This is a genomic window from Nocardioides sp. CER19, assembly GCF_029846275.1.
Taxonomy (GTDB): domain Bacteria; phylum Actinomycetota; class Actinomycetes; order Propionibacteriales; family Nocardioidaceae; genus Nocardioides.
On the sequence record NZ_JARVWS010000003.1, the window covers coordinates 703,761 to 729,746 of the forward strand.

Sequence of the window (25,986 nt, forward strand, 5' to 3'; positions counted from 1 at the left end):
TTCCGATGGTCTGCCAGCTCAGCAGTGGCGCCTTGTCATCGATCCCGATCGGATCGATCAGATGATCGGTTCTGAGCGCGGTCGCGCGAGGCGCCCCGCCCGTCGCCTGTGCGTTCGAGGGCGCGATCAGGCCCGCCCCGAGCAGCGAAACACTTGCGATTCCGGCGACCAACGCCGGTCCGAGAGAGCGCACGTGATGCTCACTTCCTGCCGCGCCGGCGATGCCGACGACGCCCGAGTTCCACGTGCCGCGACCCGACACCGTGGATCCACGCCGAATTGAAACGATTCAACGACCTGGTACACCGAGCGTATGGCGTGCGTCACATACCTGTCAATGATTGGAATTCGGGCCCCCGCGCGCCCCCGGCGGCCGCGGCCCGCTCCCGCGGAGCTGACCGGTTTCGGGTAGATCCGCCGTCCGGGCCTCACCACGTCCACGACCTCGGTGGTTCGGTCGGGACGTGGTCCACACACCGGCGAGGCTGGGTGCATCCTTGCTGCTGACCGCGTCCGCCTCGGCGACGTTCGCGGCGGCGTGGCAGCGGTGGTGGCCCGCCTGCCATCGGGGGCGGTTCGACGTGGCCCGCTGCGTGCGGCTGCAGGACCACGAGTACGACTACCTGGTGCCGTCGGATCCGTGGACCCCGGTCGGGGGCGCCGCCGAGCTCGGTGGCATCGGGCTCATCCTGCTGGCCGGCGCAGCGCTCCTCCTCCCCCTGGCCCTCGTGCCCCCGTCGCACCGGGTGCTGCGATCGCTCGTCGCCCTCGTGCCCGCGGCGAGCCTCGCGCTCGTGAGAGCGCAGACGTTCCTGTCCGGGCGGGCCGGACACGTTGTCGGAGTGCCGTTCCTCCCGTGGGCGGTGGCGGTCTGGCTGCTGGCCTGGCCGTTCGCGCTGACGATGTGGGCTGGTGCGCAGTTGCTCCGACAACCGGGTGGGAGGTCGCGTGGCGACCTCGCGTCTGCGCTCCTGGTCGCAGGCGCGACGCCTCTACCCACGCTGCTGATCCTCGGACCCGCGGCCGCCAGCTACAGCTCCTACGACACGGCACCCTGGTCAGAGGCCGTCACGGCGCCGTTGCTGTTGCTGGCTGCGGCGACGCTGTGGATTCCGGCCGCCACGGAGCGCGTGATGTCGCTCTCGGGTGCCGTGTCTGACCGGCGGACCAGTAGGCCCGGCGATCTCGGCGGGGTCCGCTAGCGTGAGCGGGTCACATCCCGGCCCGTGGAGGTCCCGTGTACCGCTTGACCGTCGAGTACGACGCCCCCGCCGACGTGGCCGCGTTCGAGACCCGCTACACCGACGAGCACGTCGCGCTCGTGCAGCAGATCCCCGGTCTCGCCCGGTTCACGCTGAGCCACCCGAAGGGCGGCGACGGCACGCCGTACCTCGTCGCGGAGCTGTGGTGGGACGACGAGGCCGCCTTCAAGGCGTCGGCCGGCACCCCGGAGCGGGCCGCGACCGCCGAGCACGCCCAGGGCTGCGGCGCGACGTACCGGACGTTCCACGGCGAGGTCGACGACCGACTCTGACGGAGCCGCTCGACGGCGTCTGGAAGCGTTGGGGGGCCTGCCGCGTTCAGCGAGGGCCGACCACGCGGCCGATGAACGCGTCCAGGTTGGCCCTGAGCCGCGCGACCTTCTGCTCGACCCCCAGCGTCTCGTAGGCGATGGCATCGCCGGTGCGAAGCAGGTCGCGGGCATACAGGGAGCAGACGAGATCGGCGCAGATGTAGGTGCCGACCGAGTTCCCGGCCAGCCCTGATCGGCCGGCGCGCGGCGCCACCATGAGTGCGACGTCGCCGACCGTGAGGCAGAGCGAGCACATCGTCTTGCGAGGCCCAGCGGGCTGCGTCGATCGCCTCAGTCCCACGCCGCAGACGCCTGCGGCGCGCTCGACGACGAGATAGGCGCGCTGCGGCGACTTGGGGTCCCGCCAGCCGAGGTAGTCGAGCTGATCCCAGGACCTGGTCGCCAGGTCGCCCGGAAGGTTGGCGCGCTTGGCCTCCCCCGCCGTCAGGTTCACGAAGGATCTGCGTACCTGCGACTCGGACAACGGCGACATGTCTGCGACGATAGGCTGCCTAATGGTGTTAGGCAAATGGGAGGGATCGTCATGGGCCGTGCCGGCTTGAGTGTCGAGGTCGTGACGCGCGCGGGCGCAGACCTGGCCGACGACGACGGCTTGGAGACACTGACGGTGTCCTCCCTGGCCCGGCGTCTCGAGGTCAAGACCCCGAGCCTCTACACCTATGTCGACGGCAACGCTGATCTACGTCTGCGGGTGACCGCCCTGGCGCTCGACGAGGCGGCGGATCTCGCGACCGCGGCCATCGCGTCGCTGTCGGGACGCACGGCACTCGCGGCGCTCGCCGACGCGTGGCGCGAGTTCGCCCGACGGCACCCCGGCCGTTACGCCGCGACCCGGCAGGCGGTGCCGTCGTCCGGTACGGATGCGGCCGTCGCCGCGCTGGGGGCGGGACGACGACACGCCGACCTGCTGCGCAACGTCCTGGACCACTACCCCGTCGCGGAGGGCGACACGGTGCATGCGGTGCGGCTCATCGGCAGCGTGGTGCACGGCTTCGTCTCCTTGGAGCTGGGCGGCGGCTTCGCGCACAGCGACCCACCGAGCGACGACTCCTGGGACTACGCGCTCGCGGCGCTCGACCGGACGTTGACACGCTGAGGCCTGGGACACGATCGATGGAGCGACCGGATCTGCCTCGAGTCGCGCTCGCCGGAGGCGCCTCCACGCGCCGCAAGGAGGGCGGGGTCACGGCCGGGCGATCCGACGTCGGCGGAGCGTCTTCAGCAGTTACGGTTCACGCGTGCTCCGGTCGCTGGTCCTCTGGCTCGTTCTCACGTGCGCCGTCCTGTTGGTGATGAGCCTGCTCGCGGGCGGTTTCGGACTCGGCACCCCGGAGCAGGCATTCGCGGCGAGCGTGAGTGCCGTCGTCGTGGCCCGGGACACGCGGAGGCGCCGAGCTCGACGTTCCACGCGTGCCGCCGAAACGCTGGGCAGCTAGCGGCACAGCTTCCGGAACGGGCATCGTGACGGGGACCTGGCGCCGTGGCTCGGCATTCGGCGCGTCACGACGAGGATCGGCCGTCGGACCCGACGCGTACGTCATCGAGGTCATCGGCCGTTGAGGCCGATGTGCGGGGGCGCTTCGTCTCGGACCGACCGAGATCGAGGCGACGGTTCACCGAGCGTCCCCAAATGTGGGGCTCGTGGGAGCGTGTCCACCGCCGCTAGCGTCGAAGACGGTGCCCGCCGCGGGCGCCACCCCCTCGAGATGGGAAACCGATGAGCGACCTCCCCCACATCGTCCTCGTCCACGGCGCCTGGGCCGACGGCTCCTGCTGGAGCTCCGTCATCGGACGGCTCCATGAGCGCGGGTACGACGTCACCGCCCCGCAGTTCCCCGAGTCCTCCCTGGCCGCCGACGTGGCGCGCCTGCGCGAGGTCCTCAACCGACAGACCGGCCCGACGATCGTGGCCGGGCACTCCTACGGCGGCCAGATCATGACCGCCCTCGGCACCGACGCGCCCAACGTCGCCGGTCTCGTCTACGTCGCCGCCTTCGGGCTCGACGAGGGCGAGTCGATCGGCGCCCTGCTCGGCAGCGGTCCGCCGAGCGCGGCCCTGGCCCACCTCACACCGGACGAGGAGGGCTTCGGCTGGCTCCCGGAGGACGACTTCGTCGGGCACTTCGCAGCCGACGTCGACCCGGCCCAGGCCCGGATCATGTACGCCGTCCAGCAGCCCATCGCGCTGTCGGCGTTCACCGACGTGATGGGCGTGCCGGCGTGGCGCGGCCTCCCCACCTGGTACCTGGTCGCCGCGCAGGACGAGGCGATCCCGCCGGACGCGGAGCGTTCGTTCGCCGAGCGCATGGGCGCCAAGACGATCGAGATCGAGTCGAGCCACGTCGCGATGGTGTCCCACCCGGAGGAGGTCGTCGCGCTGATCGAAGCGGCGGTGGCTGGCGTCACCGGATGACCATCCTCGTCTGCGCCGGAGGATGGAGCGGCGGCCGCGTCGGGCTCACCGGCGCGGTCGCCGTCTGCGAACGCGTACCTACGGCAGCTCGCGTGCCGAGCGCTCCTCGACACGGGCGAGCAGCGGATCCCGGAGCCCGACGGTGTCGGTCGCCCAGAACGCCTCCGAGTAGACCAGGCGGCCGGTCATCCACGGCTCGTGCGCGGGCAGCAGCGCGACCTGGAAGGCCCGCTCCGGGATCCGTGTCGAGGGGCGCTCGAAGCCGAGCGACGCGCCCGGGCTGAATCCCCGGGCGCCGTAGTAGGACCAGGCGCCCTCGAGGAAGACCGCCGGCGCTCCCCGCTCGGCGGCGCTCCGCAGCGCAGCGTCGACCAGCGCCGTACCGATGCCGCCGCCCTGCCGGTCAGGGCTCACCGACAGCGGCGAGAGCACCAGGACCTCGACCAGCTCCCGGCGCGCGTCCACCCACCCCCGGGACAGGCCGACGTGCCCGACGACCTCGTCGCCCTCCACCGCGACCAGGCTGGCGCGCTCGGCGCCCGTGGCCGCGAGGGCACGCATCATCAGGACGGTCCGGCCGTCGAGCTCCTCGTCGAACGCCGCGGCCACGACCGCCTCGACGGCGGGCAGGTCGGCGTACGTCGCCTCTCGGATCTCCACGAGGCGACGCTAGGCGGCCGCTCCCCGGCGCGCATCGGAATTGGGCCGGTGGCGCGGCCACTAGACTCCCAGCACTCAGGCAGCGAAGCGCTTCGACCGGAGGTGGGATGGCCAACATCGCAGACGTCGCGAAGGCGGCCGGCGTCTCCGCGAGCACGGTGTCCTACGTGCTCAGCGGCAAGCGGACGATCTCGAAGGAGACGGCCGATCGGGTGCACCGCGCGATCCGGGAGATGGACTACCGTCCCAACGCCGGAGCCCGGGCGCTGGCCAGCGCACGCACCAACATCATCGGCCTCGTTGTGCCCCTCCGCGCCGGCCAGAACGTGCCGGTCGTCATGGAGTTCGTCGCCGCGGTCGTGACGAGGGCGCGGTCGCACGACCACGACGTCCTGCTGCTGACCCAGGACGAGGGTGTCGACGGTCTGCGTCGCGTGGCCGCCTCCGCCCTGGTCGACGCCCTCATCGTCATGGACGTCCAGGCCAAGGACCCGCGCCTGACGGCGCTGCGCAGCCTCGACACGCCTGCGGTGCTCATCGGCGTCCCCGAGCGGTCCACCGGGCTGAGCGCGGTCGACCTCGACTTCGCGGCAGCCGGCAGTCGGGCCATCGAACACCTCGCCGAGCTCGGACACCGCAGGATCGGCTTCATCGGTCAGCCGCCCAAGGTCTACGAGCGCGGCACCGGTTACGCCGAGCGGCTGCTCACCGGCCTCCACACCGCCGCCGCCGAGCACGACGTCACGCTCTCCGTCGCGCCCTGCGAGTCGTCGATGGCCGGACTCCGTGCGAGTGTCACCCAGCTGCTCGACGAGCAGCCCGGCCTGACGGCCCTGATCGTGCACAACGAGTCGGTGCTGCCGGCGCTGCGCGAGGTCCTCCTCGAGCGTGAGCGCCGGCTGCCCGACGACGTCGCCGTCGTGGCGATCTGCCCCGACGACATGGCTTCGAGCCACGGCATCGACTACACCAACATCGCGATCCCCGCCGACGAGCTCGGCACGGCTGCCGTCGACATGGTCATGAGCCGACTGCCCGGCAAGAACTCCGCCGAGACCCGGCTGCTCGCCCCCGACCTCACCGTCCGCGACACGACGCCTGATCTCAAGGCGCGTTGAAGCGCTTCGCCGAATTGGCCACCGATCACCGTTGACACGGCCGCCGGTGGCGGGCGAACATCTCCCCATCCGCGACGTTGTGACTGCGGTCACGTGTGCCACATCGTCGAAGCGCTTCGATTCTCGGGAGGATGCGCCCTCATGTCCGCACGCCATCACCGCCGTCTACGCCGCCTCGGCGTCGTCGCCGCTGCCCTTGCCGCCGGGGCCACGGCTCTCGCCCCGACGGCCACCTCGGTCGCCGCCGACCCGGACCCGTCGACCTGCAACAGCCTTCCGTTCCGCGACACCTCGCGGAGCATGCAGGCGCGGCTCGACGACCTGATGGGCCGGCTGACGCTCGACGAGAAGATCGGCCTGATGCACCAGTACCAGCAGCCGATCCCCCGGCTGTGCATCGGTCTCTTCAAGGCCGGCACCGAGGCCCTGCACGGTGTGGCGTGGTCCAACAGCTATCAGGACAACAGCGTCGTCACCGCGACCGCCACCGCCTTCCCGCAGGCGGTCGGCCTCGCCAGCACCTGGGACCCCGCCCTCATCGAGCAGGTCGGCTCCGCCGTCGGCGACGAGGCACGTGGGATGCACGCCAAGAACCCCGACGTCTTCGGGCTCAACCTCTGGGCACCGGTCGTCAACCTGCTGCGCGACCCGCGCTGGGGCCGCAACGAAGAGGGCTACTCCGAGGACCCGACCCTGACGAGCGAGATCGCGACGGCGTACGGCTCCGGAATCCAGGGCGACGACCCGACGTACCTCAAGGCGGCGCCGACACTGAAGCACTTCCTGGCCTACAACAACGAGGTCAACCGGGACACGTCGTCCTCCAACCTCACGCCCCGCACCCTCCACGAGTACGACGAGCAGGCGTTCGAGCCGACGCTGCGAGCCGACGCCGCCACCGGCGTGATGGCCTCCTACAACCTGGTCAACGGCCGGCCCAACACGGTCAGCCCGCTCCTCAACGAGATCCGCCACTGGTCCAGCAAGACACTCTTCAACGTCAGCGACGCCTTCGCGCCGCACAACCTGACCGGCTCGGAGCACTACTACGCGACCGCACCCGAGGCGGACGGCGCGATGTTCAAGGCCGGCATCGACTCCTACGTCGCGGACGACAACAAGCCGGCCACGATGATCGCCGACGTCAAGGCGGCCCTCGCGCAGGGCTTCATCGACCAGGCCACCATCGACCGTGTGGACCGGGACGCGCTCTCGATCCGCTTCCGCCTCGGCGAGTTCGACCCCGACGGCGGCCCGTACGGGAAGATCGGCGCCGACGCGGTCAACACCCCGGCCAACCAGCGGCTGGCCCGCAAGACGGCCGGCGAGGCGATGGTCCTGCTCAAGAACCAGAAGAACGCCCTCCCGCTCAACGCCAGCAGCACCAAGAGCGTCGCGGTCATCGGCCAGCTCGAGGACTCCGTCTACAGCGACTGGTACGGCGGCAACCTGCCCTACAAGGTGACGGCGCTGCAGGGGATCAAGGAGCGGCTCGGCAGCGGTGCGAACGTCACCGGTACCGAGGGCGTCGACCGGATCGCGCTCAAGGACGTCGCCACCGGCAAGTACGTCACCGCGACCGGGACCGGCACGAGCAACACGGTGAGCGCGACCGCCGCCCAGCCCGACGCCAACGCCCAGTTCGACGTCTTCGACTGGGGCCAGGGCATCGTCACGCTGCGCAACGCCGGCAACGGCAACGTCGTCGGCTCCGGCGGCGGCGGGTTCGTCACGCACGACGCCCAGCCGAACGGCTGGTACGTCCAGCAGCAGTTCAAGCTCGAGCGGCAGCCCGACGGCAGCTATGTCCTCCACTACGCGGGCAACGAGACGCACGAGAGCTGGTTCGGCAAGAACACCTACGTGACGATCGGTGCCGGCGGCAAGCTGGTGGTCGGGGCCGACACCGCCGCCAAGGCCGCCCACTTCAGCAAGGACACGATCAGCAGCGGCATCGACCAGGCCGTCGCCGCCGCCAAGAAGGCGCAGACCGCTGTGCTCGTGGTCGGCAGCATGCCGTTCATCAACGGCCGCGAGGCCGACGACCGCACCAGCACGGCGCTCGCCGAGGGGCAGGAGGCGCTGGTCAAGGCGGTGCAGGCGGCCAACCCGAACACCGTGCTCGTGCTGCAGACGAGCTATCCGGACACCATCACCTGGGAGCAGCAGCACGTGCCGGCCATCGTGTGGACCACGCACGCGGGTCAGGAGACCGGCCATGCCATCGCCGACGTGCTGTTCGGCGACGTCAACCCGTCCGGTCACCTGACCCAGACGTGGTACGACGGATGACACGCAGCTGCCGAGCATCCTCGACTACGACATCGCCAAGACCGGCGCGACCTACCTCTACCACCAGGGTGGGGAGCTCTACCCCTTCGGCCACGGGCTCTCCTACACGAGCTTCCGCTACTCGCAGCTCAGCGCCGACCACTCCGTCGCGAAGAACGGGACGATCGACGTCTCGGTGCGCGTCACCAACACGGGCACGCGCGCCGGCGGCGACGTGGTGCAGCTCTACTCCCACCAGCGCACGTCGCGCGACCAGCAGCCGATCCAGCGCCTGCAGGCGTTCCAGCGGGTCCACCTGGCGGCAGGAGGCTCGACGGTCGTCCACTTCGCGCTCCCGGCGAGCAAGCTGGCGCACTGGGACGTCACCCGGAGCAAGTGGGTCGTCGAGCGGTCGACGTACGACCTGCTGGTCGGCGAGTCGGCGACCGCCATCCGGCAGTCGGCGGCGGTGAACGTGCGCGGCGAGATCATCCCGGCGCGTGACCTCTCCCGCACGACGCAGGCCCAGAACTTCGACGACTACTCCGGCACCACGCTGGTCGACGAGTCGAAGACCGGCGGCACCGCGGTGGGGGCGACGGCGGCGGGCCAGTGGGTGAAGTACGCCGACGCGCAGCTGCGCGTCCCCCGGGCATTCACCGCCCGAGTGGCCAACTCGTCCGGCGCCGCCTCGACGGTCGAGGTGCGGCTGGACTCCCCCACGGGCCGGCTGCTCGGGACGGCCGACGTCCCGGCGACCACTGACAAGTACACCTACACCTCGGTGAGCGCTCCGCTCGCCCATGTCGGTGGCCGGCACAGCGTCTACCTGGTGCTCGGCAACGACGTCCGCCTGGCGTCCTTCTCCCTCTCCTGAGCCAGGTCGGCGACCTCGCCCCTCCCGCGCTGGAAGCAGTGCGGGAGGGGCGAACGCCTGTCTGGGCGCCTCGGTTTCGAGGCTCGCGGTGCTCGAACCTCAACCAGCGGCGGGGGCCGTCTCGAAGACCTTGCCGGGGTTGAGGATGCCGGCCGGGTCGAGGGCCCGCTTCACCGCGCGGTGCATGTCGAGGACCGCGGGCGAGAGCTCCTGGCTGAGGCCGCCACGCTTGAGGAGGCCGACGCCGTGCTCGCCGGTGACGGTACCGGCGAGCGCGAGGGCCGCGGCGAGGATCTCGTCGAACGCCGCCTGGGCGCGCCGCGGCGCCGCCGCGTCGTCGGTCGGGACGATGAGGAGCGGGTGCAGGTTGCCGTCGCCGACGTGGGCGATGTTGGCGATCCGGATGTCGTGGCGGCCGGCGATCTCGTCGATGCGGCCGAGCATCTGGGTGACGGCCTGCTTCGGCACGCACACGTCCTCGGTGAGGACCGGGCCGAGCCGCTCGAGCGCCGGGTAGGCCAGCCGACGCGCCGCGAACAGGGCCTCCGCCTCGGCCTGGTCGGCCGACCGGCCGGCCCAGCTCGCGCCGGAGTCCTCGAACGCCGCGAGCAGTCCGTCGGCCGCCTGCTCGCCGGCCGAGCCCTGCTCGTCGACCTGGGCGAGGAGGACCGCGTTGGCGTCCACGGCGAGCCCCATGTTCTTCCACGCGTCGACCGCCTCGAGGCAGTGCCGGTCCACGAGCTCGAACACGGCCGGCGTGAGACCGCGCTCGGCGACGAGGCGGACTGCGTCGCCGGCGGCGACGACCGAGTCGAAGAAGGCGGCGACGGTGTGACGTGGTGCGGGGAGCGGCCGCAGCCGCACTGTCACCTCGGTGACGATGCCCAGCGTGCCCTCGGAGCCGACCATCAGGCTGACCAGGTCGTAGCCGGCGACGCCCTTCGCGGTACGCCGGCCGAGCCGGACCAGCTCCCCGCTGCCGGTGACGACCTCGAGCTCGAGGACGTAGTCGCGGGTCACGCCGTACTTCACGCAGCACAGCCCGCCCGCGTTGGTCGCGACGTTGCCGCCGATGGTCGACCAGGGCGAGCTGGCCGGGTCGGGCGGGTACCACAACCCGTCCTCGGCCACCCGCGCACGCAGGTGGTCGTTGACGACGCCGGGCTGGACGACGGCGAGGCGCTCGACCGGGTCGACGTGCAGCACCTTGTCCATCCGCTCGAGGCTGACCACGACGCAGCCGTCGACGGCGTTGGCGCCACCCGACAGCCCGGTCCCCGCGCCCCGCGCCACGACGGGCACGCCGCGCTCGAAGCACAGCCGCACCACCCGGCGTACGTCCTCGGCCGACTCGGCGACGACGACGGCGGCCGGGGTCCCGATCGGCGCCCAGTCGGCCCGGTCGTGGCTGAGCCGCTCGGTGCTCACCGGGTCGACGATGACCTTGCCGGTCACCGCGCCGTGCAGCGCGTCGACGAGCGGCTCGGCGGCGTCGGTGGCAGCGGTCATGACAGGTCTCCGAGCGGCGTCATGCTCCCGATCCAACCAAACGCCGTGGCGGGCGCGTGTCCGGGGCCGGGGCCGCGCCGGCGCGCCGACGTACGCTCGGGCCATGGCGCTCGTGGAGCAGGTCAGGACGAGCCTCGCGACCGCGATCCTGCAGCGCGTGGCGGGGCCGGACAGCGACCGCGAGCACCAGCGCATCCACCATCGCCCGGGTCCGCGGTGGTTCGAGCCGGGCAGCCCGATCACCCGGGTGCACGGGGACGCGTCGATGTTCATCGGCGGCATCCGCGCCCTGTTGCTGCAGTCGCTGCACCCGGCGGCGATGCGCGGCGTCTCCGAGCACAGTGGCTACCGCGGCGACATGTGGGGGCGGCTGGCGCGCACCAGCCGGTTCATCGCCGTGACCACGTTCGGCCACGCCGACGACGCCGAGGAGGCCGTCGCCCTGGTGCGGCGCATCCACGAGCACGTCAACGGCACCATGCCCGACGGCACTCCCTACACTGCGACCGACCCGCACCTGCTGGCCTGGGTGCACGCCGCCGAGATCGACAGCTTCCTGGTCGCGCACCAGGCCTACGGCAAGCGCCCTCTCGACGCCGCCGGCCGCGATGAGTACGTCGCCCAGACGGCCGAGATCGCCCGGCGGCTCGGTGTCATCGAACCGCCGACGACCGAGCGCGAGCTGCGGCAGCTGCTGGCGTCGTACCGACCCGAGCTGCGCGCCACCCCCGAGGCGCGCGAGGCGACCGGCTACCTCCTGTGGCGGCCGCCCCTTCCGGCGGCGGCACGCGTCCCGTACGGCGTCCTCGTGTCTGCGGCGATCGGGTTGATGCCGCGCTGGAGCCGCCGACCGCTGGGGCTGCCGTGGCTCCCGGTCGCCGAGCGGACCGTCGTCCGCGCGCTCGGCACGTGCGCGACCGGCACGATTCGATGGGCGATGAGTCGACCGGTGCCGAGCAGCACGGCCTGACCTGGGGCAACCCCAAAAGACGACGGGTTGGTCGATCTCGCGACGGGTTCTCGTCGCCCCCGCCCATCTGTTTCCGATGCCGTGTCAGCCCGCGCCGCGGGCTGCCGCCCAGCGGTGAGCCATGACCCCCGCAGCCACAACAGACGGTTGACCACTCACCGCTCAGCCGCAACCGCCGCCCCGCACCGGCACCCACCCGCACATCGCCCCCGCCAGCGAGCGCCGGTGGGGGCGACGTACGTCGTCAGACCGGAAGCGGTCAGACGCGCACCCAGGCGGCGGCGTCGCTCGGCAGCGTGCCGGCCTCCGCGGCCGGGTCGGAGCCCAGCAGCAGCTCGCCGGGCACGGCGACGGGGGCGCCGGAGGTGTTGAGCCAGACCTGGACGTCGCCGCGGGCGAACGCGAGCGTGCCCTCGGGCGACGGGACCCACTCGAAGCCCTCGCCGACCAGCCACTTCGACCGCAGCTCGAGCGCGCGGCGGTAGAGCGACAGCGTCGAGTCGGGGTCGGCCTCCTGCGCCTCGGCCGTGTAGGGCGCCCACGAGTCCGGCAGCGGGAGCCAGGGCTCCGGCGCGCCCTCCGGGCTGAAGCCGAAGGGGGCCGTCTCGCCCGACCACGGGAGCGGCACCCGGCAGCCGTCGCGGCCGATCTGCGCGCCGCCGCTCTGCGCGATGGCGGGGTCCTGGCGCACCTCGGCGGGCAGGTCCTCGACCTCGGGCAGGCCGAGCTCCTCGCCCTGGTAGACGTACGCCGTCCCGGGCAGGCCCAGCGTCAGCAGCGCCGCCGCCCGGGCACGCCGCAGGCCGAGCGCCAGGTCGGGGGCGCCCTCGTGCCAGCGGCTCTGCTCCCAGATGGAGGAGACGGCGTGCTCCGGCTGCGACCGCGCGTAGCGGGTCGCGTGCCGGACGACGTCGTGGTTGGACAGCACCCAGGTCGCGGGCGCGCCCACGGCGTCGGCCGCGGCACGGGCGTCGTCGATCGTCTGCTTCATCACCGACGCGACGAACGGCGCCTGCAGGAAGTCGAACTGGAACGCGGTGTGCAGCTCGTCGGGACGCAGGTAGCGGGCCAGCCGCTCGTTGCTCTCGACCCATGCCTCGGCGACGAACACCCGGTCGGCGTACTCGTCGGCGACGCGACGCCAGCCGCGATAGATCTCGTGGACGCCGTCCTGGTCCCAGCCGGGGTGGTCGTTGCGGTCCTTGCGCCCGGTGCGCGGACCAGCGTCCGGGAGCTCGGGGTGCTTGGCGAGCCCGTGCGCGACGTCGATCCGGAAGCCGTCGACGCCCTTGTCGAACCAGAAGCGCAGCACGTCCTCGAACTCGGCGACGACCTCCGGGTTGGACCAGTCGAGGTCGGGCTGCGCGGGGGCGAACAGGTGCAGGTACCAGTCCCCCGGCGTGCCGTCCGGCGCCGTCGAGCGGGTCCAGGCGGGTCCGCCGAAGATGCTCTCCCAGTCGTTGGGCGGCAGCTCGCCGTCGACGCCCTTGCCGGGGCGGAAGAGGTAGCGCGCCCGCGCCTGCGCGTCGCCGGCGAGCGCGGCCTCGAACCACGGGTGCTCCCACGACGTGTGGTTCGGGACGATGTCGAGGACGACCTTGATGCCGAGGTCGTGCGCCTCGGCGATGAGCAGCTCGGCCTCGTCGGTGGTGCCGTACGCCGGCTCGATGGCGCGGTAGTCCGAGACGTCGTAGCCCGCGTCGATCTGCGGCGACGGGTACCACGGGTTGATCCAGATCGCGTCGATCCCCAGCTGGTGCAGGTAGGGCAGGCGGGCGCGCAGCCCGGCGATGTCGCCGAGGCCGTCGCCGTTCCCGTCCGCGAACGAACGGATGTAGACCTGGTAGACGACCGCGGTCCGCCACCACTCGGCGGTGGCTGTCTCGTGCTGCATGCTCTCCTCCATCAACGCAAACGTTTGCGCTGCGATTGTAGCCAGGCTCGGCTCGGGCCACGCCGGGGCGCCCCGATCCGGCCGTCCTCAACCGTTTGCGCCGCCAGGCCTGAGTACGATGCCGCCGTGTCCGGCTCCGCGCACCTCAACATGGCCGACGTCGCCCGCGAGGCCGGCGTCTCGGTCGCCACGGTCTCCCGCGCCCTGCGCGGGCTGCCCGGCGTCTCGGAGCCCACCCGCGAGCGGATCCAGGCCCTGGCCCGGTCGATGTCCTACGTCGTCTCCCCCGAGGCCTCGCACCTGTCCCGCGGGTCGACCGGACGGGTCGCGATCGTCGTGCCGACGCTCGACAGCTGGTTCTTCGCCACGATGCTCGCCGGCGCCCAGGCGGAGCTGCAGGAGGCCGGTGCGGACGTGCTCGTCTACCAGGTCGACGGCGCCGCCGCCCGCGACACCTTCTTCGACCACCTCCCCGCACGCCGCAAGGCCGACGCGATGATCGCGATGACGCTCCCCCTCACCGAGGCCCAGTCCGCGCGGCTCGCCGACCTCGGCATGGGTGTCGTCCTCACCGGCGCGCGCATTCACGACTACCCGCGCGTGCTCATCGATGACGTCGAGGTCGCGCTGCAGGCGGTCCGGCACCTGGTCGCCCTCGGCCACAGCCGGATCGCGATGGTGCGCAGCACCGACCCCGCCACCGAGACGTCCTTCGCCGACGCCGACCGGACGACCGGCTACCACCGTGCCCTCGCCGAGGCCGGCCTGGAGCCACGGCCCGACTACCTGCTCACCGTTCCCCACACGCTGGCCGGCGGCGTGGAGGCGGCGGAGCGGCTGCTCAGTCTGCACGAGCCGCCGACCGCGGTGTTCGCCTACTCCGACGAGCTGGCCCTGGCCATCGTGCAGACGCTGCGCCGCGCCCACCTGCGCGTCCCGGAGGACGTGTCGGTGGTCGGGGTCGACGGCCACCCGCTGGCCGAGCTCCTCGACATGACGACCGTCGAGCAGCCCGTCGAGCAGCAGGGCCGGCTCGCGGGACGGCTGGCGCTCCGGCTCTTGTCCGACGGGGACCCGCCGACACAGGAGCTCCGCCTGCCGACGCGGCTCCGCGTGCGCGGGACGACCGGTCCGCCGAGCGCTCCGGAGGCCGACCCGTCTTGACCCGAGATCGAACACGTGTTCGACTTGGGGTGTGACGACGACACCTGGCGAGGCGCGCTACCTGTCCGGCTACGAGGCCGGTCGTGCGCTGTGCCTCCGCACCGGGTCGTCGGACGCCGGGCACGGCTGGCTCCTCGACCACCCGCGCGCGGACGACGCCTACGTCGCGGGCTTCGAGTGGGCGCTGTGGGACTACGAGGACGCCAACGGCATCCGCCCCCGAGGCCACGAGACCGCCCACCGGACCGTCGGCTGAGGGTCAGACGCTCAGGCGCAGGCCGGCCGCCTCGAGCTCCTGCTCCACGTGCAGCCGCTCGCTGTCCCGCTCCAGCCCGCCGGGCGCACCGCTCAGGGTGTCGGGGACACCGAGCGCCCGGCACGCGTCGATCAGCAGGTCGTCGTACGCGCCGGTGAGCGCGACTCGCCGCGCCATGGGCGTGCCCGAGGAGACGCTCGCCAGCTCGGCACGGACCCGCCGTGCGTTGCGGGCGATCCGCTCGATCGGCAGGCCCTGCGGCGACTCGGGGCGCGGGACGAGGCGACGCCCGAGGCGGGCCAGGCCGCGACCGACCTCGACCAGGTGGAGCACGCCACCGAGGACCGCGCTCACGACGAGCGTGATCAGCGCAACCACGAGCAGCCCGCGCATCGGGCCGTCGGGGAGCCCGAACCCCATCCTTGGACGGTAGACCTGACGCAGACCCGGGACAAGCGCGCTTCGCGACCCCGTTTTCGGGGAACTTCCCAGACATGGATCATGGGCCGGCTCGGGAGGCGGCCACGGTGGACGTCATGCGGTTTCGGGTCGAGGTCAGGCGGTCGTGGCTGGGCCTCATGGCGGCGTACGCCGTCGCAGGCATCCTCACCGCGACGGCGGGCGGTCACGTCGTCGTCGCCGGTCGCGACGGGATCATCGCCACCGCGGCCGCCTTCACCGTGCTGGCGGTGACCGCGGCGTTGTTCCACGAGCTCGGGCACGCCCTCGTCGGCGTGGCGTTCGGCCGCCGGCCCGTCGGGCTCGTCCTGAAGGCGGGTGCGGCGGTCCGGATCGAGGAGGCGCCGCCCGGCTCCCGGGCCGCCACCGCTCCGGCCGAGAGCCTGGTGGCCCTGAGCGGACCGCTCGCGAGCGGGCTGATCGGACTGGCCTACCTCGGGGTCAGCACCAGCTCGGCCTCGCCGTTCGCCTGGGCCGGCCTGCTCGCGCTCTTCGACGGGCTGGCCAACCTGCTCCCGATCGCCGCCAGCAGCGACGGGTCCCGGATCCTCCACGCCCTGCGCCACCAGGCGTGGCGGCGTGGCCGGCCGCTGGACGCTGCCGACCCGCCGGTGTCGGCCTAGCCAGGGCGCCGCGGCCGGGCACGTCGAGCGTCATCCGGCGTACCGCCCAGCGACCACCGCCTGCTCGTCCACCGGCCGACCGGTCTGGATCGTCCACGCCAGCCGGATCAGCGCGGCGTGCGACCACACCAGCGGGGTGGCGGCCCTCGTCCCCTCGCCCGCGCGGCAGCAGGGGCGTCCGGTCGGCGGCCGACCGTCCCACACCTGCTCGGAGATCATGTCGCCCGCGTTGGCCGCCGCGGCGACCGTGGCCAGGTAGGCCGCACCCGATCGGCCGGCCGCGACCTCGTACTCCCCGCGCTCGGCCGTCAGGATCGGCCAGCCGCGACCCAGCGTCGTGAAGGTCCCGGAGTCGGTGATCGTCCACTCGCCGCCGGTCCGGGTCTCGCCGTAGCCGTCGAAGCTGAACCGGTGCCAGAACGGCCCGTTGGGCGTCACGACCTTGAGCTGCCGGTCCACCACCGCCAGGGACGATGCGAGGACCGGGTCGTCGGCCGGGAGGACGCCCATCAGCGGCAGCGCGAGGAAGCTCGGGTCGACGACCCGACGCTGGTCGATCGAGGTCGGGCCGCCGTCCCCCATCTGGTAGGGCGACGCCGTGTCGGGCTCGCCGTTCTTGGTCAGCCGCAGGAAGTACGGCGACGCCGAGAGCGGCCCGTTGGTGGTGACGGTCCACGCCTTCACGTTCGCCGCCCACCGGTCGGCGGTCTGCAGCCACTGGTCCGCCAGCTCCGGGTGCCCGTTGCGCCGAGCGATGTCGGCGGCGGTCACGAGGCCCGCGACCTCGGCCGCGATGGAGTTCGGCGAGTAGCCGGACTGGTTCTCCCACCGCTCCTGGGGTGTGAACGGGGCCGCCCGGCCCGTGTCCGGGTCGCGGTAGGAGACGAGGAACTCGGCGGCCTTCCGGACTCCGGGCCAGGTGCGCGCGCCGGTCCGGCCGACCAGGTGCGCCAGCACGATCGGCAGCGCCACCTCGTCGAGCTGGAGCGAGCCCCAGACCGGCGTCCCGCTCACGTCGGAGTTCTGCGGGAAGGAGCCGTCCGGCTTCTGCTGCACGCCGAACAGCCAGTCGACGACGCGCCGGGCGGCGGCCCGGTCCCCCATCGCCCACAGCGCGGTGCCGAACTCGTAGGAGTCGCGCGCCCACACCAGGTGGTAGGCGCCTGAGGGCGACGACAGGTCGGGCACCTCGTCGCCCCACACCCACGGCGCCGTCGGTGAGGCCACGATCGCGCCGCGGTGGTGCTTGTCCTCCGCGGCCGCGAGGACGAGGGCGGAGGCGAGGTACTGCCGCGAGACGGCCGCAGCACTGGCCGGCACCCGCAGCGTCCGCAGGTAGCCGTGCCAGCCGGCGTCGTAGCCCGAGGAGGCCCGACCCCAGCCCGAGCGCAACGTCCCACGCGCCGCCCGCTGCGCGACCGCGCCCGTGCGGCCGAACCCGAGAGCGAGGGTCGCGGCCTGACGGCGGCGGCCGTCGAGCCGACCGATCCGCGCCGCCTGCACCACGTTGCCCGGTCCCGCCGAGCGGTAGTGCCGGGTCAGGCCGTGGCGCCGGCTCAGGTCGCGCCACGGATCGCTGGTGCGACCGGCGTACCCGTTGGTGAGCGAGGCGAGCGCCGGTCGCGACCGCAGGGCGCTCGCGACCGACGCGTCCGAGGCGACCAGGGTGCGGCCGGCACTGCGGGCGGTGTCGTCCATGCCGTTGTTGGCCAGCGCCGGGTCGTAGAGCACGTAGGCGCGGTACCGTCCGCCGTCGAGCGACCGCAGCCGGATGCGAAGGACGACGGTGGCGCGCCGGGGGTCGGTGACGACCTCCTCGGTGAGCCGGTAGCGGCCCGCACGGCCGCTGACCTGGACGTAGCGCAGGCTGCGCGGGTCCGGGCGGGTCACGGTCGCCGTCCTCCGCGACTGGCGGTCGGTGAACGTGGACCCGTCGGTGACGACCAGCTCGAGACTGCGCACGCTGGGCGTCGAGAGGTCGGGGTAGAACACCTCGCTCACCCGTCCTCGCTGGAGCGTGAACCACACGTTGCTCCCTCGCGTCCGGGACGTGCCGAAGCCGCCCTTGTCGGCCTCGGTCCACGTGCTCTTCGCGCCGGGGGCGCCTGGTGCGGCGCGCTGGCCGAGCGCCACCGCCTGGGCGGGCGCTCCCGTCGCCGTCATGGCCAGGGCCGAGCCGAGTACGGCGGCCAAGGCGGTGCGGATCGCGTACCGGGTCTTCTGCGGTGCTCGTGTGGTCATCGTGCGCCTCCCGCCTTCTCCGGTGGCCCGGTGACGCAGGTCACAAACTCCGCTTCAATGACGCCATGGCCGATCGCACCGGCCCGCTGGCAGGCCTGCTCACCCGGATGTACGCCGACCTCGAGGATCTGACCGCGCGCGGCGACGCCCGCCGGTTCTTCCACGCGACCTACCTGCGCACCACCGAGGCGGTCGGTGCGGAGATCGAGCACGGCGGGTTCGCGGACGCCGACTGGGTGGCCCGCTGGGACGTCGCGTTCGCCGAGCTCTACCTCGACGCCCTGGACGCCGAGCGGGACGGGCGACCCGTGGCCGGACCGTGGCAGGTCGCCTTCGGCACGGCCGACCGGCGGCCGGACGCGGCTCCGCTGCACCACGTCCTGCTGGGGTTGAACGCCCACATCAACTACGACCTCCCGCAGGCCCTCCTCGCGGTGATCAGCCCGGAGGACTTCGACGACCGGCGCACTCTCATGTCACGGCAGGCCGACCACCGTCACATCGACACCGTCCTGCAAGGACGGGTCGGCGCCGAGAGCACCGAGCTCGACGCGATCTCCCGGGTGACGCTGCTCGACCGGCTCCTGCAGCCTGCGAACCGGGCCGCCAGCCGGCGCTTCCTCACCGAGGCCAGGGAGAAGGTCTGGCGCAACGCGGCGGTGCTCGACCGGGACCGCCGGCGCGGCGACGACGCGCTGGCGGCCGGCACCGCCGCGCTGGAGACGCTCTGCGCCGAGCGGGTGCGCGACCTGAGCCGCGGCGGGTTCGTCCTGCTGCGGCTGGCACGTCACGGGTTCGGCGTACTGCTGCCGGGGGCGTGAGCCTCGGGCACCGCCCGGGCCTGCTGCCCGGACGCGTGCCGGCGCATCACGTCGGTGAGGTCCGCGAAGAACGTCAGCAGTGCGGGCCGGGCGTCGGCCGGCACGGCGGCCGCGACCGCGCGCATCTCCTCGTGCATGTCGGCGAGGAGGTCGTGCGCCTCGTTCCTGGCGTGGTCGGTCACGACGAGGACCTTCGAGCGCCCGTCGGTCGGGTGCGGGCGTCGCTCGACGTGGCCCGCCTCGACCAGCCGGTCGAGGACCGTCGTGGTCGCCGCCGTCGTCAGACCGAGGTGGCGCGCCACGTCGCGGGGCGTCACCGGCTCGCCCCGGCTGCAGGCCGTCATCACGAACCGGGTCGCGCGCAGGTCGCTCACGCCCAGGTCCATGCGCCGTCCCGTCGCCCGGCGCGCCGCCTCGTCGGAAGCGACGAAGTCGCGCAGCGCGCGCAGGAGCTCGCGCTCGGCCGGCCCGTAGGCAGTCATCTCGGGGGTGGATGCCGGTTGGTCCATGGGGGTACTGTCCCATCAACGATTGCTAGATTTTCTAGCGAACTCTACTTCGGCGGAGCGAGATGGACGACTGGCTGGCCCGCGACCTCGACGAGCTCGCGGCTCTCCTGCCCCCTGGGCCCAGCGGTGAGGACCTCCGGACGGCCCTCGCCGCCGCGAGCCAGGGCGGCAAGCGGTTCCGACCCGGGCTGGTGGCCGACGTGCACCGCGCGCTGGGTGGGGATGATCGAGCGGCCGTCGCGGCGGTCGGTGCCGGCGTCGAGCTGCTGCACACGGCGTTCGTCGTCCACGACGACGTCATCGACGGCGACGACGTCCGCCGCGGCGCCCCCAGCGTGCCCGGCCGGTTCCGCCGTGCCGCGCTGGCCGAGGACGCCGACCCCCGCTCGGCGGCGACCCGTGCCGTCGCCGGCGCTGTCCTGACCGGCGACCTCGCCCTGGTCCTGGCCATGCGGGCGTTCGCCACGGCGCCGGTGGGCCCCGATGTGCGGGCCCGCCTCCTCGACCTCGCGACGGAGGCCATCGCGGTGTCGGCGGCCGGCGAGCTGGCCGACGTACGGCTCGCGGCGAGGCTGGCACGGCCGTCCACGGACGACGTCCTCTCGGTCGCCGAGCGCAAGACGGCGTGGTACTCCTTCGCGCTGCCGATGCAGCTCGGCGCCCTGCTGGCCGGAGCCGACGAGGCGACGGTCGCCGAGCTCGGCGAGGGCGGGCTCCTGCTGGGCATTGCGTTCCAGCTCTACGACGACCTCGCCGGGACGTTCGGCCGGGCCGAGGCCACGGGCAAGAGCAGCCTCGCCGACCTGCGCGAGGGCAAGGCGACGCTCCTCATCGCCCACGCCCGCACGACGGCGTCCTGGCCGCTGGTCGCCCCCGTCTGGGGCGACGAGCACCTCACCGACTCCCGCGCGGCCGCGGCGCGCGAGGTGCTCCAGCGGTGCGGGTCGCGCGCGTACGTCGAGCAGGTGGCCGCCGAGCACCTCGCCGCCGGTCTCGACCGGGTCGTCGCGGCCGGCCTCCGGCCGGAGATGTTCGCGTGGATGGCCGGGCTGCAGGACCGGTGCGCCGTCCCGACCGAGGCGGCGGCCGGATGAGCCTCCTCTACCTCCGCACGCCGACGACGACCACCGCCGCCGACCGCTACGACGCGGTCGCCGACGAGAGTGCCGCGCTCGTGATCCGGCGGTACTCGTCCTCGTTCGGGACCGCCAGCCGGTTGCTCGGCCCGACGGTGCGCCCGCACGTGCGCAACGTCTACGCCCTCGTGCGCGTGGCCGACGAGATCGTCGACGCGCCCCGGCCCGGCGCAGTCGCCGCCGACCGCCGCCGACTGCTCGGCGCCCTCGAGGAGGAGACGCTCGCCGCCATGGAGCGCGGGCACAGCGCGAACCTCGTCGTGCACGCCTTCGCCCGCACCGCCGCCACCTGCGGCATCGAGCCGGACCTGGTCGTGCCGTTCTTCGGGTCCATGCGCGTCGACCTCGACCGCACGGAGCACGACGCCGAGAGCTTCGCCGACTACATCTACGGATCGGCGGAAGTCGTCGGCCTGATGTGCCTGCGCGCCTTCGTCCACCACCGGCCCGCCCCCGCCGCCGACTACCAGCGGCTCGCCTCCGGCGCGCGCCGCCTGGGCGCCGGCTTCCAGAAGGTCAACTTCCTGCGCGACCTCGCCGCCGACCACCACGACCTCAGCCGCTGCTACTTCCCGGGCATCGACCCGACCCGACTGACCGAGGCGCAGCGGGACGCCCTGCTCGACGACATCGACGCGGACCTGCTCGCGGCGACCCCGGCGATCGCCGGTCTGCCGGCCGACAGCCGCCGCGCGGTGGCCGCCGCGCACGCCCTCTTCGCCGAGCTGGCCCGGCGCCTGCGGACCACCCCGGTCGAGGAGATCCGCAGCCGGCGGGTCCGCGTACCCGGGCGGGTCAAGGCGCGTGTCGTCGCTCGCTGCCTGGTGCGGGGAGTCGCATGAGCCGGCGAGCCACCCGACACCCCGGTGCCGCCGTCGTGATCGGCGGCGGCGTCGCCGGGCTGGCCAGCGCCGCCCTCCTGGCCCACGACGGCTGGTCGGTCGACCTGGTCGAGCGGCACGAGCGCCCCGGCGGTCGCGCCGGCGTGTGGGAGCACGACGGCTTCAGGTTCGACACGGGGCCGTCCTGGTACCTCATGCCGGAGGTCTTCGAGCACTTCTTCCGCCTGCTCGGCACCAGCACGGCCGAGCAGCTCGACCTGGTCCGTCTCGACCCCGCCTACCGCGTCTTCTTCGAGGGGTACGACGACCCGCTCGACCTGCGCTCCGACCAGGCGTCCAGCATGGCGGCGTTCGACGCCCTGGAGCCCGGTGCCGGATCCGCGCTGGACGCCTACCTCGACGACGCGCGGGAGGTCTACCGGCTCGCCGTGCGACGGTTCCTCTACAGCACGTTCGAGTCGAAGACCGGCCTGCTGGCGGCTGACGTGCTGCGCCGTGGACCGCGGCTCGGCGCGCTCCTCACCCGCAGCCTGGAGTCCCACGTCGCCGCGCGCTTCACCGACCACCGGCTCCGTCAGGTCCTCGGCTACCCGGCCGTCTTCCTCGGCACCTCCCCCGACCGCGCGCCCAGCATGTACTCCCTCATGAGCTCCATGGACCTCGCGGACGGCGTCCACTACCCCCGCGGCGGGTTCGGGACCCTGGTCGACGCGCTCACCCGGCTCGCGGTGGGGGCCGGGGTCCGGCTCCACCTCGCCACCGAGGCCACCGCCGTCGAGGTCCACCGCGGCGCCTCCGGTGCCCGGGTCAGCGGCGTGACGGTCGCGGGGCAGGACGGCCGCTCCGACACGCTTCCCGCTGACCTCGTCGTCGGTGCCGGCGACCTGCACCACCTCGAGACGACGCTCGTGCCCGACGACCTGCGCACCTACCCGGCCGCCTGGTGGAGGTCGCGCGACCCCGGCCCCGGCGCCGTGCTCGCCTGCCTCGGGGTCCGGGGGACGCTGCCGCAGCTGGCCCACCACTCCCTGTTCTTCACCCGGGACTGGCGCCGGAACTTCGACGACATCTTCGACCGGCCCGGCCGCGTCCCCCAGCCGGCGTCGGCCTACGTGTGCCGCCCGTCGGCCACCGACCCGACCGTCGCGCCCGCAGGGCACGAGAACGTCTTCGTGCTGGTCCCCGTGCCCGCCGACCCGGGCATCGGTCACGGGGGTCGCGACGGTGCAGGTGACCCGGAGGTCGAGAAGGTCGCCGACGCCGCGATCGCCCAGGTCGCGGAGTGGGCGAGTGTCCCCGACCTCACCGAACGGATCGTCGTACGCCGCACGGTGGGTCCCGCCGACTTCGCCACCGACCTGCACTCCTGGTCCGGCGGTGCGCTCGGACCGGCCCACGTGCTGCGCCAGAGCGCGTTCTTCCGGGCCGGCAACGCGTCGAAGCGGATCGATGGCCTCCTCTACGCCGGCGCGAGCACCATCCCCGGGATCGGCTTGCCGATGTGCCTGATCAGCGCCGAGCTGGTGCTCAAGCGCACCCGCGGCGACCGCTCGACGAGCGCCCTGCCCGAGCCGGTGGCGCGATGAGCCTCCTCTACCTCGTCAGCCTGCTCATCCCGGCCTTCTGCATGGGGCTGGTCGATCGCCGCTGGCGCCTGTTCCTCTTCGCCGGGCGCCCCCGCACGGCGTGGACGGTGCTCCTGACGGGCGCCGCGTTCTTCCTCGTCTGGGACCTGGTCGCGATCGGCCAGGGCATGTACGAGCGCGGCGACTCGACCGCGATGACCGGCATCGAGGTGGCCCACGAGCTGCCGCTGGAGGAGATCGTCTTCGTCCTGTTCCTCTGCTACGTCACGATGGTCGTCCACGGCCTGGCGCGGCTCCTGCTGGCCCGGCGCTCCTCCACCTCGGCCCCTGAGCGCCGGGCGCGAACGGAGGTGCGCCGATGAGCTACGCGACCCTTGCCCTGCCGTTCGTGGGCGCCGCGGCCCTCGTCCTCCTGGTCGCCGCGGTGCGTCGCCGGCCGGGCCGCCGCTGGTGGCTCGCGACCGGGGTGACCGTGGTGGCGCTCCTCGCGCTCACGATCGTCTTCGACAACGTGATGATCGCGGCCGGCCTGTTCCGCTTCGACGACGCCCAGCTCACCGGCGTGCGCCTGGGCCGGGCGCCGCTGGAGGACCTGGCGTGGCCCCTGGCCGCAGCGCTCGGACTGCCGGCGCTGGCCCTGCTCGTGTCCGGCGCGCCGGACGACGAGGGGTCCGCATGACCGCCACCGCCGTCCAGCAGCCGCGTGCGTCGCGGGCGCTCGCCCAGGTCGTCGGCACGTCCCGCCCGCTCAGCTGGGTCAACACCGCCTACCCGTTCGGAGCTGCCTACCTGCTCGTCGGCGGCGGCGTCGACCTCGCGTTCGTCCTCGGCGTGCTCTACTTCCTCGTCCCCTACAACCTGCTGATGTACGGCGTGAACGACGTCTTCGACTACGAGTCCGACGTCAGGAACCCCCGCAAGGGCGGCGTCGAGGGCATCGTGCTCGACCGCCGCGTCCACCGGCTGACGATCGTCCTCGCCGTCCTCACCAACGTCCCGTTCGTCGGGGCGCTGGTGCTGCTCGGCGACGCCGCGTCCACGGCCGTGCTCGCGGTCTCCGTCTTCGCCGTGGTCGCCTACTCGGTGCCCGTGCTGCGCTTCAAGGAGCGCGCTCTGCTCGACTCGCTCACCTCCAGCACCCACTTCGTCAGCCCCGCCGTCTTCGGCGTCGTGCTGGCCGGCGGCGACCTCGCGGCCGGCGCCGCCGCCCTCGCAGCGTTCTTCGTCTGGGGCGCGGCGTCGCACGCCTTCGGCGCGGTCCAGGACATCGGAGCCGACCGGGCCGCCGGCATCGCCTCGGTCGCCACCTGGCTCGGCGCCCGCTGGACGGTCCGGCTCGCCCTGGCGGCGTACGTCGTCTCGGGACTGCTGCTGCTGACCGTGGGGCTGCCCGCAGCACTCGCGGCCCTGCTCGCGATCCCCTACGTCGCCAGCGTCGCTCCCTATGTCGGGCTCGGCGACGAGGACTGCGAGCGCGCGCACGCCGGCTGGCGCCGCTTCCTGTGGCTCAACTACGTGACCGGCTTCCTCGTCACCCAGCTGCTGATCTGGATGGCGATCGGCTGGTAGCGGCCACGCCAGTCCAGCGGCCACGATCCGGCCACGATCCGGCCAGAACCCGGCCAGGACCCGGCCACGACCCGGGCGACGGGTCAGTGCGGGAGGTGCGTGCCGTAGACGCGCTGGTGGTAGACCAGCGGCGCGCGCGTGTCGTGGGCGGCGCCGAGCACGTCGCAGAGCACGAGCGTGTGGTCACCGGCCGCGACGAGGGAGCCGACGCGGGTGGCGACCCACGCGTGGGTGTCGTCGAGCGCGGGCGACCCGTCGCGGAGCGTCCACGAGACGGTTCCGAAGCGGTCGGCGCCGCGGGTCGCGAACAGCGTGGCGATGTCGCTCTGGCCGCTGGCGAGGATGTTGACGCCCAGCGGCGACCCGACGGACAACAGCGACAGGAGCCCGGAGCGGTTGTCGAGGGAGACGAGGAGCATCGGCGGCTGCATCGACAGCGACATGAAGGCACTGACGGTGCTGCCGTGCGGTTGGTCGCCGGCGTACGTCGTCACGATCGCGACCGGGCTCGCCACATGCCGCATGGCCGCCCGGAACTGCTCCTCGAGCACCTCAGTCATCGCCTCCACACCTGTCCTGTAACCAGTTCTCGGGGGTCAGGATTCCAGCAGGCCCCCGTCCCGTCGCCGTGAGGGCTGACACACTGCGTCGCGTGGACGTTCTGATCTCGGCCGCCGACCTCGCCACCGCGCTCGTCTCCGACCGCCCGCCCGTCGTGCTCGACGTGCGGTGGAGGCTGGGCGGCCCGCCGGGACACGGCGACTACCTGCGCGGCCACGTCCCCACCGCCGTCTACGTCGACCTCGACACCGAGCTCGCCGCCCACGGCGACCCGACCGACGGCCGCCACCCCCTCCCTACCCGGGAGTCCCTCCAGGACAGCGCGCGCCGCTGGGGCATCGACGACGGCGATGCTGTGGTCGTCTACGACGGCGAGGGCAACCTCGCAGCGGCCCGGGCCTGGTGGCTGCTGCGCTGGGCCGGCGTGGCCGACGTACGGCTGCTCGACGGTGCGCTGCCCGCCTGGACCTCCGCCGGCCTGCCGCTCGCGACCGACGACGTGGCGCCCGAGCCGGGCACGGTGACCCTCACGACCGGGGCACTGGCGACGATCACCGCCGAGGAGGCTGCCGCCTTCGACGGCGTCCTGCTCGACGCCCGCGCCGGCGAGCGGTTCCGCGGCGAGACCGAGCCGGTGGACCCGAAGGCCGGCCACATCCCCGGCGCCGTCAGCGCGCCGACCAGCGACAACCTCGCCGCGGACGGCCGGTTCCGGACGCCCGAGGAGCTGCGCGAGCGGTTCGCCGCGGCCGGGGTCGGCGGCGACCGGGACGTCGCCGCCTACTGCGGCTCCGGCGTGACCGCCGCCCACGAGGTCGCGGCGCTCGCCATCGCCGGGATCGACGCCCCGCTCTACCCCGGCTCGTGGTCGCAGTGGAGCAACCTCGACCTGCCGGTCGCGACCGGCGAGTAG

Annotated in this window: 27 protein-coding genes; 19 read left to right on the top strand and 8 right to left on the bottom strand. The window is 73.2% G+C overall.

Annotated features, from left to right (window positions below; genetic code table 11):
- Positions 1-497 precede the first annotated feature (497 nt).
- The gene (locus QDS12_RS18830) at positions 498-1,202 is read left to right on the top strand and encodes a hypothetical protein (RefSeq protein ID WP_279881909.1); all 705 of its coding nucleotides are present in this window, start codon (positions 498-500) and stop codon (positions 1,200-1,202) included.
- Between the two features lie 35 nt (positions 1,203-1,237).
- Positions 1,238-1,534, top strand: a complete 297-nt coding sequence (locus QDS12_RS18835) for an EthD family reductase (RefSeq protein ID WP_279881912.1) — start codon at positions 1,238-1,240, stop codon at positions 1,532-1,534.
- A 46-nt stretch (positions 1,535-1,580) separates the two neighbouring features.
- On the opposite strand, the gene QDS12_RS18840 is transcribed toward QDS12_RS18835, so the two are convergent.
- A complete protein-coding gene (locus QDS12_RS18840; protein ID WP_279881915.1) occupies positions 1,581-2,066 on the bottom strand; it encodes an FBP domain-containing protein in 486 nt (161 codons plus the stop codon).
- A gap of 81 nt (positions 2,067-2,147) precedes the next feature.
- On the opposite strand from QDS12_RS18840, the gene QDS12_RS18845 reads away from it, so the two are divergent.
- Positions 2,148-2,690: a TetR-like C-terminal domain-containing protein gene (locus QDS12_RS18845; RefSeq protein WP_279881918.1), complete on the top strand. Its 543-nt coding sequence runs from the start codon at positions 2,148-2,150 to the stop codon at positions 2,688-2,690.
- Between the two features lie 621 nt (positions 2,691-3,311).
- Positions 3,312-4,007, top strand: coding sequence for an alpha/beta hydrolase (locus QDS12_RS18850; protein ID WP_279881921.1), 696 nt, complete (start codon positions 3,312-3,314; stop codon positions 4,005-4,007).
- A 78-nt stretch (positions 4,008-4,085) separates the two neighbouring features.
- On the opposite strand, the gene QDS12_RS18855 is transcribed toward QDS12_RS18850, so the two are convergent.
- On the bottom strand, positions 4,086-4,667 hold the full coding sequence (locus tag QDS12_RS18855; protein ID WP_279881924.1) for an N-acetyltransferase: 582 nt from the start codon (positions 4,665-4,667) through the stop codon (positions 4,086-4,088).
- A 107-nt stretch (positions 4,668-4,774) separates the two neighbouring features.
- Between QDS12_RS18855 and QDS12_RS18860 the strand changes: the two genes are divergently transcribed.
- The 3 genes from QDS12_RS18860 (at position 4,775) to QDS12_RS18870 (ending at position 8,933) form a co-directional block, all read left to right on the top strand.
- On the top strand, positions 4,775-5,785 hold the full coding sequence (locus QDS12_RS18860) for a LacI family DNA-binding transcriptional regulator (protein ID WP_279881926.1): 1,011 nt from the start codon (positions 4,775-4,777) through the stop codon (positions 5,783-5,785).
- A 141-nt stretch (positions 5,786-5,926) separates the two neighbouring features.
- Positions 5,927-8,077, top strand: a complete 2,151-nt coding sequence (locus QDS12_RS18865) for a glycoside hydrolase family 3 C-terminal domain-containing protein (RefSeq protein ID WP_279881929.1) — start codon at positions 5,927-5,929, stop codon at positions 8,075-8,077.
- 175 nt (positions 8,078-8,252) lie between these two features.
- Complete coding sequence (locus QDS12_RS18870; protein ID WP_279881932.1) at positions 8,253-8,933, top strand: carbohydrate-binding protein; 681 nt, start codon at positions 8,253-8,255, stop codon at positions 8,931-8,933.
- A 99-nt stretch (positions 8,934-9,032) separates the two neighbouring features.
- Here the strand turns inward: QDS12_RS18870 and QDS12_RS18875 are convergent, their stop codons facing one another.
- The gene (locus tag QDS12_RS18875; RefSeq protein WP_279881935.1) at positions 9,033-10,442 is read right to left on the bottom strand and encodes an FAD-linked oxidase C-terminal domain-containing protein; all 1,410 of its coding nucleotides are present in this window, start codon (positions 10,440-10,442) and stop codon (positions 9,033-9,035) included.
- A gap of 103 nt (positions 10,443-10,545) precedes the next feature.
- On the opposite strand from QDS12_RS18875, the gene QDS12_RS18880 reads away from it, so the two are divergent.
- A complete protein-coding gene (locus QDS12_RS18880) occupies positions 10,546-11,412 on the top strand; it encodes an oxygenase MpaB family protein (RefSeq protein WP_279881938.1) in 867 nt (288 codons plus the stop codon).
- A 259-nt stretch (positions 11,413-11,671) separates the two neighbouring features.
- Here the strand turns inward: QDS12_RS18880 and QDS12_RS18885 are convergent, their stop codons facing one another.
- Positions 11,672-13,306 carry a glycoside hydrolase family 13 protein gene (locus QDS12_RS18885; RefSeq protein ID WP_279881943.1) on the bottom strand — a complete coding sequence of 545 codons (1,635 nt, stop codon included), beginning with the start codon at positions 13,304-13,306 and terminating at the stop codon, positions 11,672-11,674.
- Between the two features lie 126 nt (positions 13,307-13,432).
- Here QDS12_RS18885 and QDS12_RS18890 point away from each other — a divergent pair, with 126 nt between their 5' ends.
- Together QDS12_RS18890 and QDS12_RS18895 are read left to right on the top strand one after the other, a co-directional pair.
- On the top strand, positions 13,433-14,470 hold the full coding sequence (locus QDS12_RS18890; RefSeq protein WP_279881946.1) for a LacI family DNA-binding transcriptional regulator: 1,038 nt from the start codon (positions 13,433-13,435) through the stop codon (positions 14,468-14,470).
- A 31-nt stretch (positions 14,471-14,501) separates the two neighbouring features.
- Positions 14,502-14,726, top strand: a complete 225-nt coding sequence (locus QDS12_RS18895; protein ID WP_279881949.1) for a hypothetical protein — start codon at positions 14,502-14,504, stop codon at positions 14,724-14,726.
- 3 nt (positions 14,727-14,729) lie between these two features.
- Here the strand turns inward: QDS12_RS18895 and QDS12_RS18900 are convergent, their stop codons facing one another.
- Positions 14,730-15,146 carry a hypothetical protein gene (locus tag QDS12_RS18900; protein WP_279881952.1) on the bottom strand — a complete coding sequence of 139 codons (417 nt, stop codon included), beginning with the start codon at positions 15,144-15,146 and terminating at the stop codon, positions 14,730-14,732.
- A 116-nt stretch (positions 15,147-15,262) separates the two neighbouring features.
- Here QDS12_RS18900 and QDS12_RS18905 point away from each other — a divergent pair, with 116 nt between their 5' ends.
- Positions 15,263-15,808, top strand: a complete 546-nt coding sequence (locus tag QDS12_RS18905) for a hypothetical protein (protein ID WP_279881955.1) — start codon at positions 15,263-15,265, stop codon at positions 15,806-15,808.
- A 30-nt stretch (positions 15,809-15,838) separates the two neighbouring features.
- Here QDS12_RS18905 and QDS12_RS18910 read toward each other — a convergent pair whose 3' ends face one another.
- Entirely contained in the window at positions 15,839-18,049 is a 2,211-nt protein-coding gene (locus QDS12_RS18910; RefSeq protein WP_279881958.1) for a glycoside hydrolase family 15 protein, read from the bottom strand.
- 65 nt (positions 18,050-18,114) lie between these two features.
- Here QDS12_RS18910 and QDS12_RS18915 point away from each other — a divergent pair, with 65 nt between their 5' ends.
- Entirely contained in the window at positions 18,115-18,870 is a 756-nt protein-coding gene (locus tag QDS12_RS18915) for a DUF5995 family protein (protein ID WP_279881961.1), read from the top strand.
- Here the strand turns inward: QDS12_RS18915 and QDS12_RS18920 are convergent.
- Positions 18,837-19,379 (bottom strand): MarR family transcriptional regulator, encoded by a 543-nt coding sequence (locus tag QDS12_RS18920; protein WP_279881963.1) that lies wholly within the window; start codon positions 19,377-19,379, stop codon positions 18,837-18,839. The two genes, QDS12_RS18915 and QDS12_RS18920, sit on opposite strands and share 34 nt — an antisense overlap.
- A 62-nt stretch (positions 19,380-19,441) precedes the next feature.
- Between QDS12_RS18920 and QDS12_RS18925 the strand changes: the two genes are divergently transcribed.
- Genes QDS12_RS18925 through QDS12_RS18950 form a run of 6 tightly spaced genes read left to right on the top strand, consistent with a single transcriptional unit; the run spans position 19,442 to position 24,512 of the window.
- Positions 19,442-20,473 (top strand): polyprenyl synthetase family protein, encoded by a 1,032-nt coding sequence (locus QDS12_RS18925; protein WP_279881966.1) that lies wholly within the window; start codon positions 19,442-19,444, stop codon positions 20,471-20,473.
- Positions 20,470-21,357 (top strand): squalene/phytoene synthase family protein, encoded by an 888-nt coding sequence (locus QDS12_RS18930; protein WP_279881969.1) that lies wholly within the window; start codon positions 20,470-20,472, stop codon positions 21,355-21,357. The genes QDS12_RS18925 and QDS12_RS18930 overlap by 4 nt, the downstream gene beginning before the upstream one ends.
- Positions 21,354-22,943, top strand: coding sequence for a phytoene desaturase family protein (gene crtI / locus QDS12_RS18935; protein WP_279881972.1), 1,590 nt, complete (start codon positions 21,354-21,356; stop codon positions 22,941-22,943). Before QDS12_RS18930 ends, crtI begins: the two co-directional genes overlap by 4 nt.
- Positions 22,940-23,305, top strand: a complete 366-nt coding sequence (locus QDS12_RS18940) for a lycopene cyclase domain-containing protein (protein ID WP_279881975.1) — start codon at positions 22,940-22,942, stop codon at positions 23,303-23,305. The genes crtI and QDS12_RS18940 overlap by 4 nt, the downstream gene beginning before the upstream one ends.
- Entirely contained in the window at positions 23,302-23,622 is a 321-nt protein-coding gene (locus QDS12_RS18945) for a lycopene cyclase domain-containing protein (protein ID WP_279881977.1), read from the top strand. The genes QDS12_RS18940 and QDS12_RS18945 overlap by 4 nt, the downstream gene beginning before the upstream one ends.
- Positions 23,619-24,512 (top strand): prenyltransferase, encoded by an 894-nt coding sequence (locus QDS12_RS18950; RefSeq protein WP_279881980.1) that lies wholly within the window; start codon positions 23,619-23,621, stop codon positions 24,510-24,512. Before QDS12_RS18945 ends, QDS12_RS18950 begins: the two co-directional genes overlap by 4 nt.
- Before the next feature lie 83 nt (positions 24,513-24,595).
- Here the strand turns inward: QDS12_RS18950 and QDS12_RS18955 are convergent, their stop codons facing one another.
- Positions 24,596-25,072 (bottom strand): flavin reductase family protein, encoded by a 477-nt coding sequence (locus QDS12_RS18955; RefSeq protein ID WP_279881983.1) that lies wholly within the window; start codon positions 25,070-25,072, stop codon positions 24,596-24,598.
- 92 nt (positions 25,073-25,164) lie between these two features.
- Between QDS12_RS18955 and QDS12_RS18960 the strand changes: the two genes are divergently transcribed.
- The gene (locus QDS12_RS18960) at positions 25,165-25,986 is read left to right on the top strand and encodes a sulfurtransferase (protein WP_279881986.1); all 822 of its coding nucleotides are present in this window, start codon (positions 25,165-25,167) and stop codon (positions 25,984-25,986) included.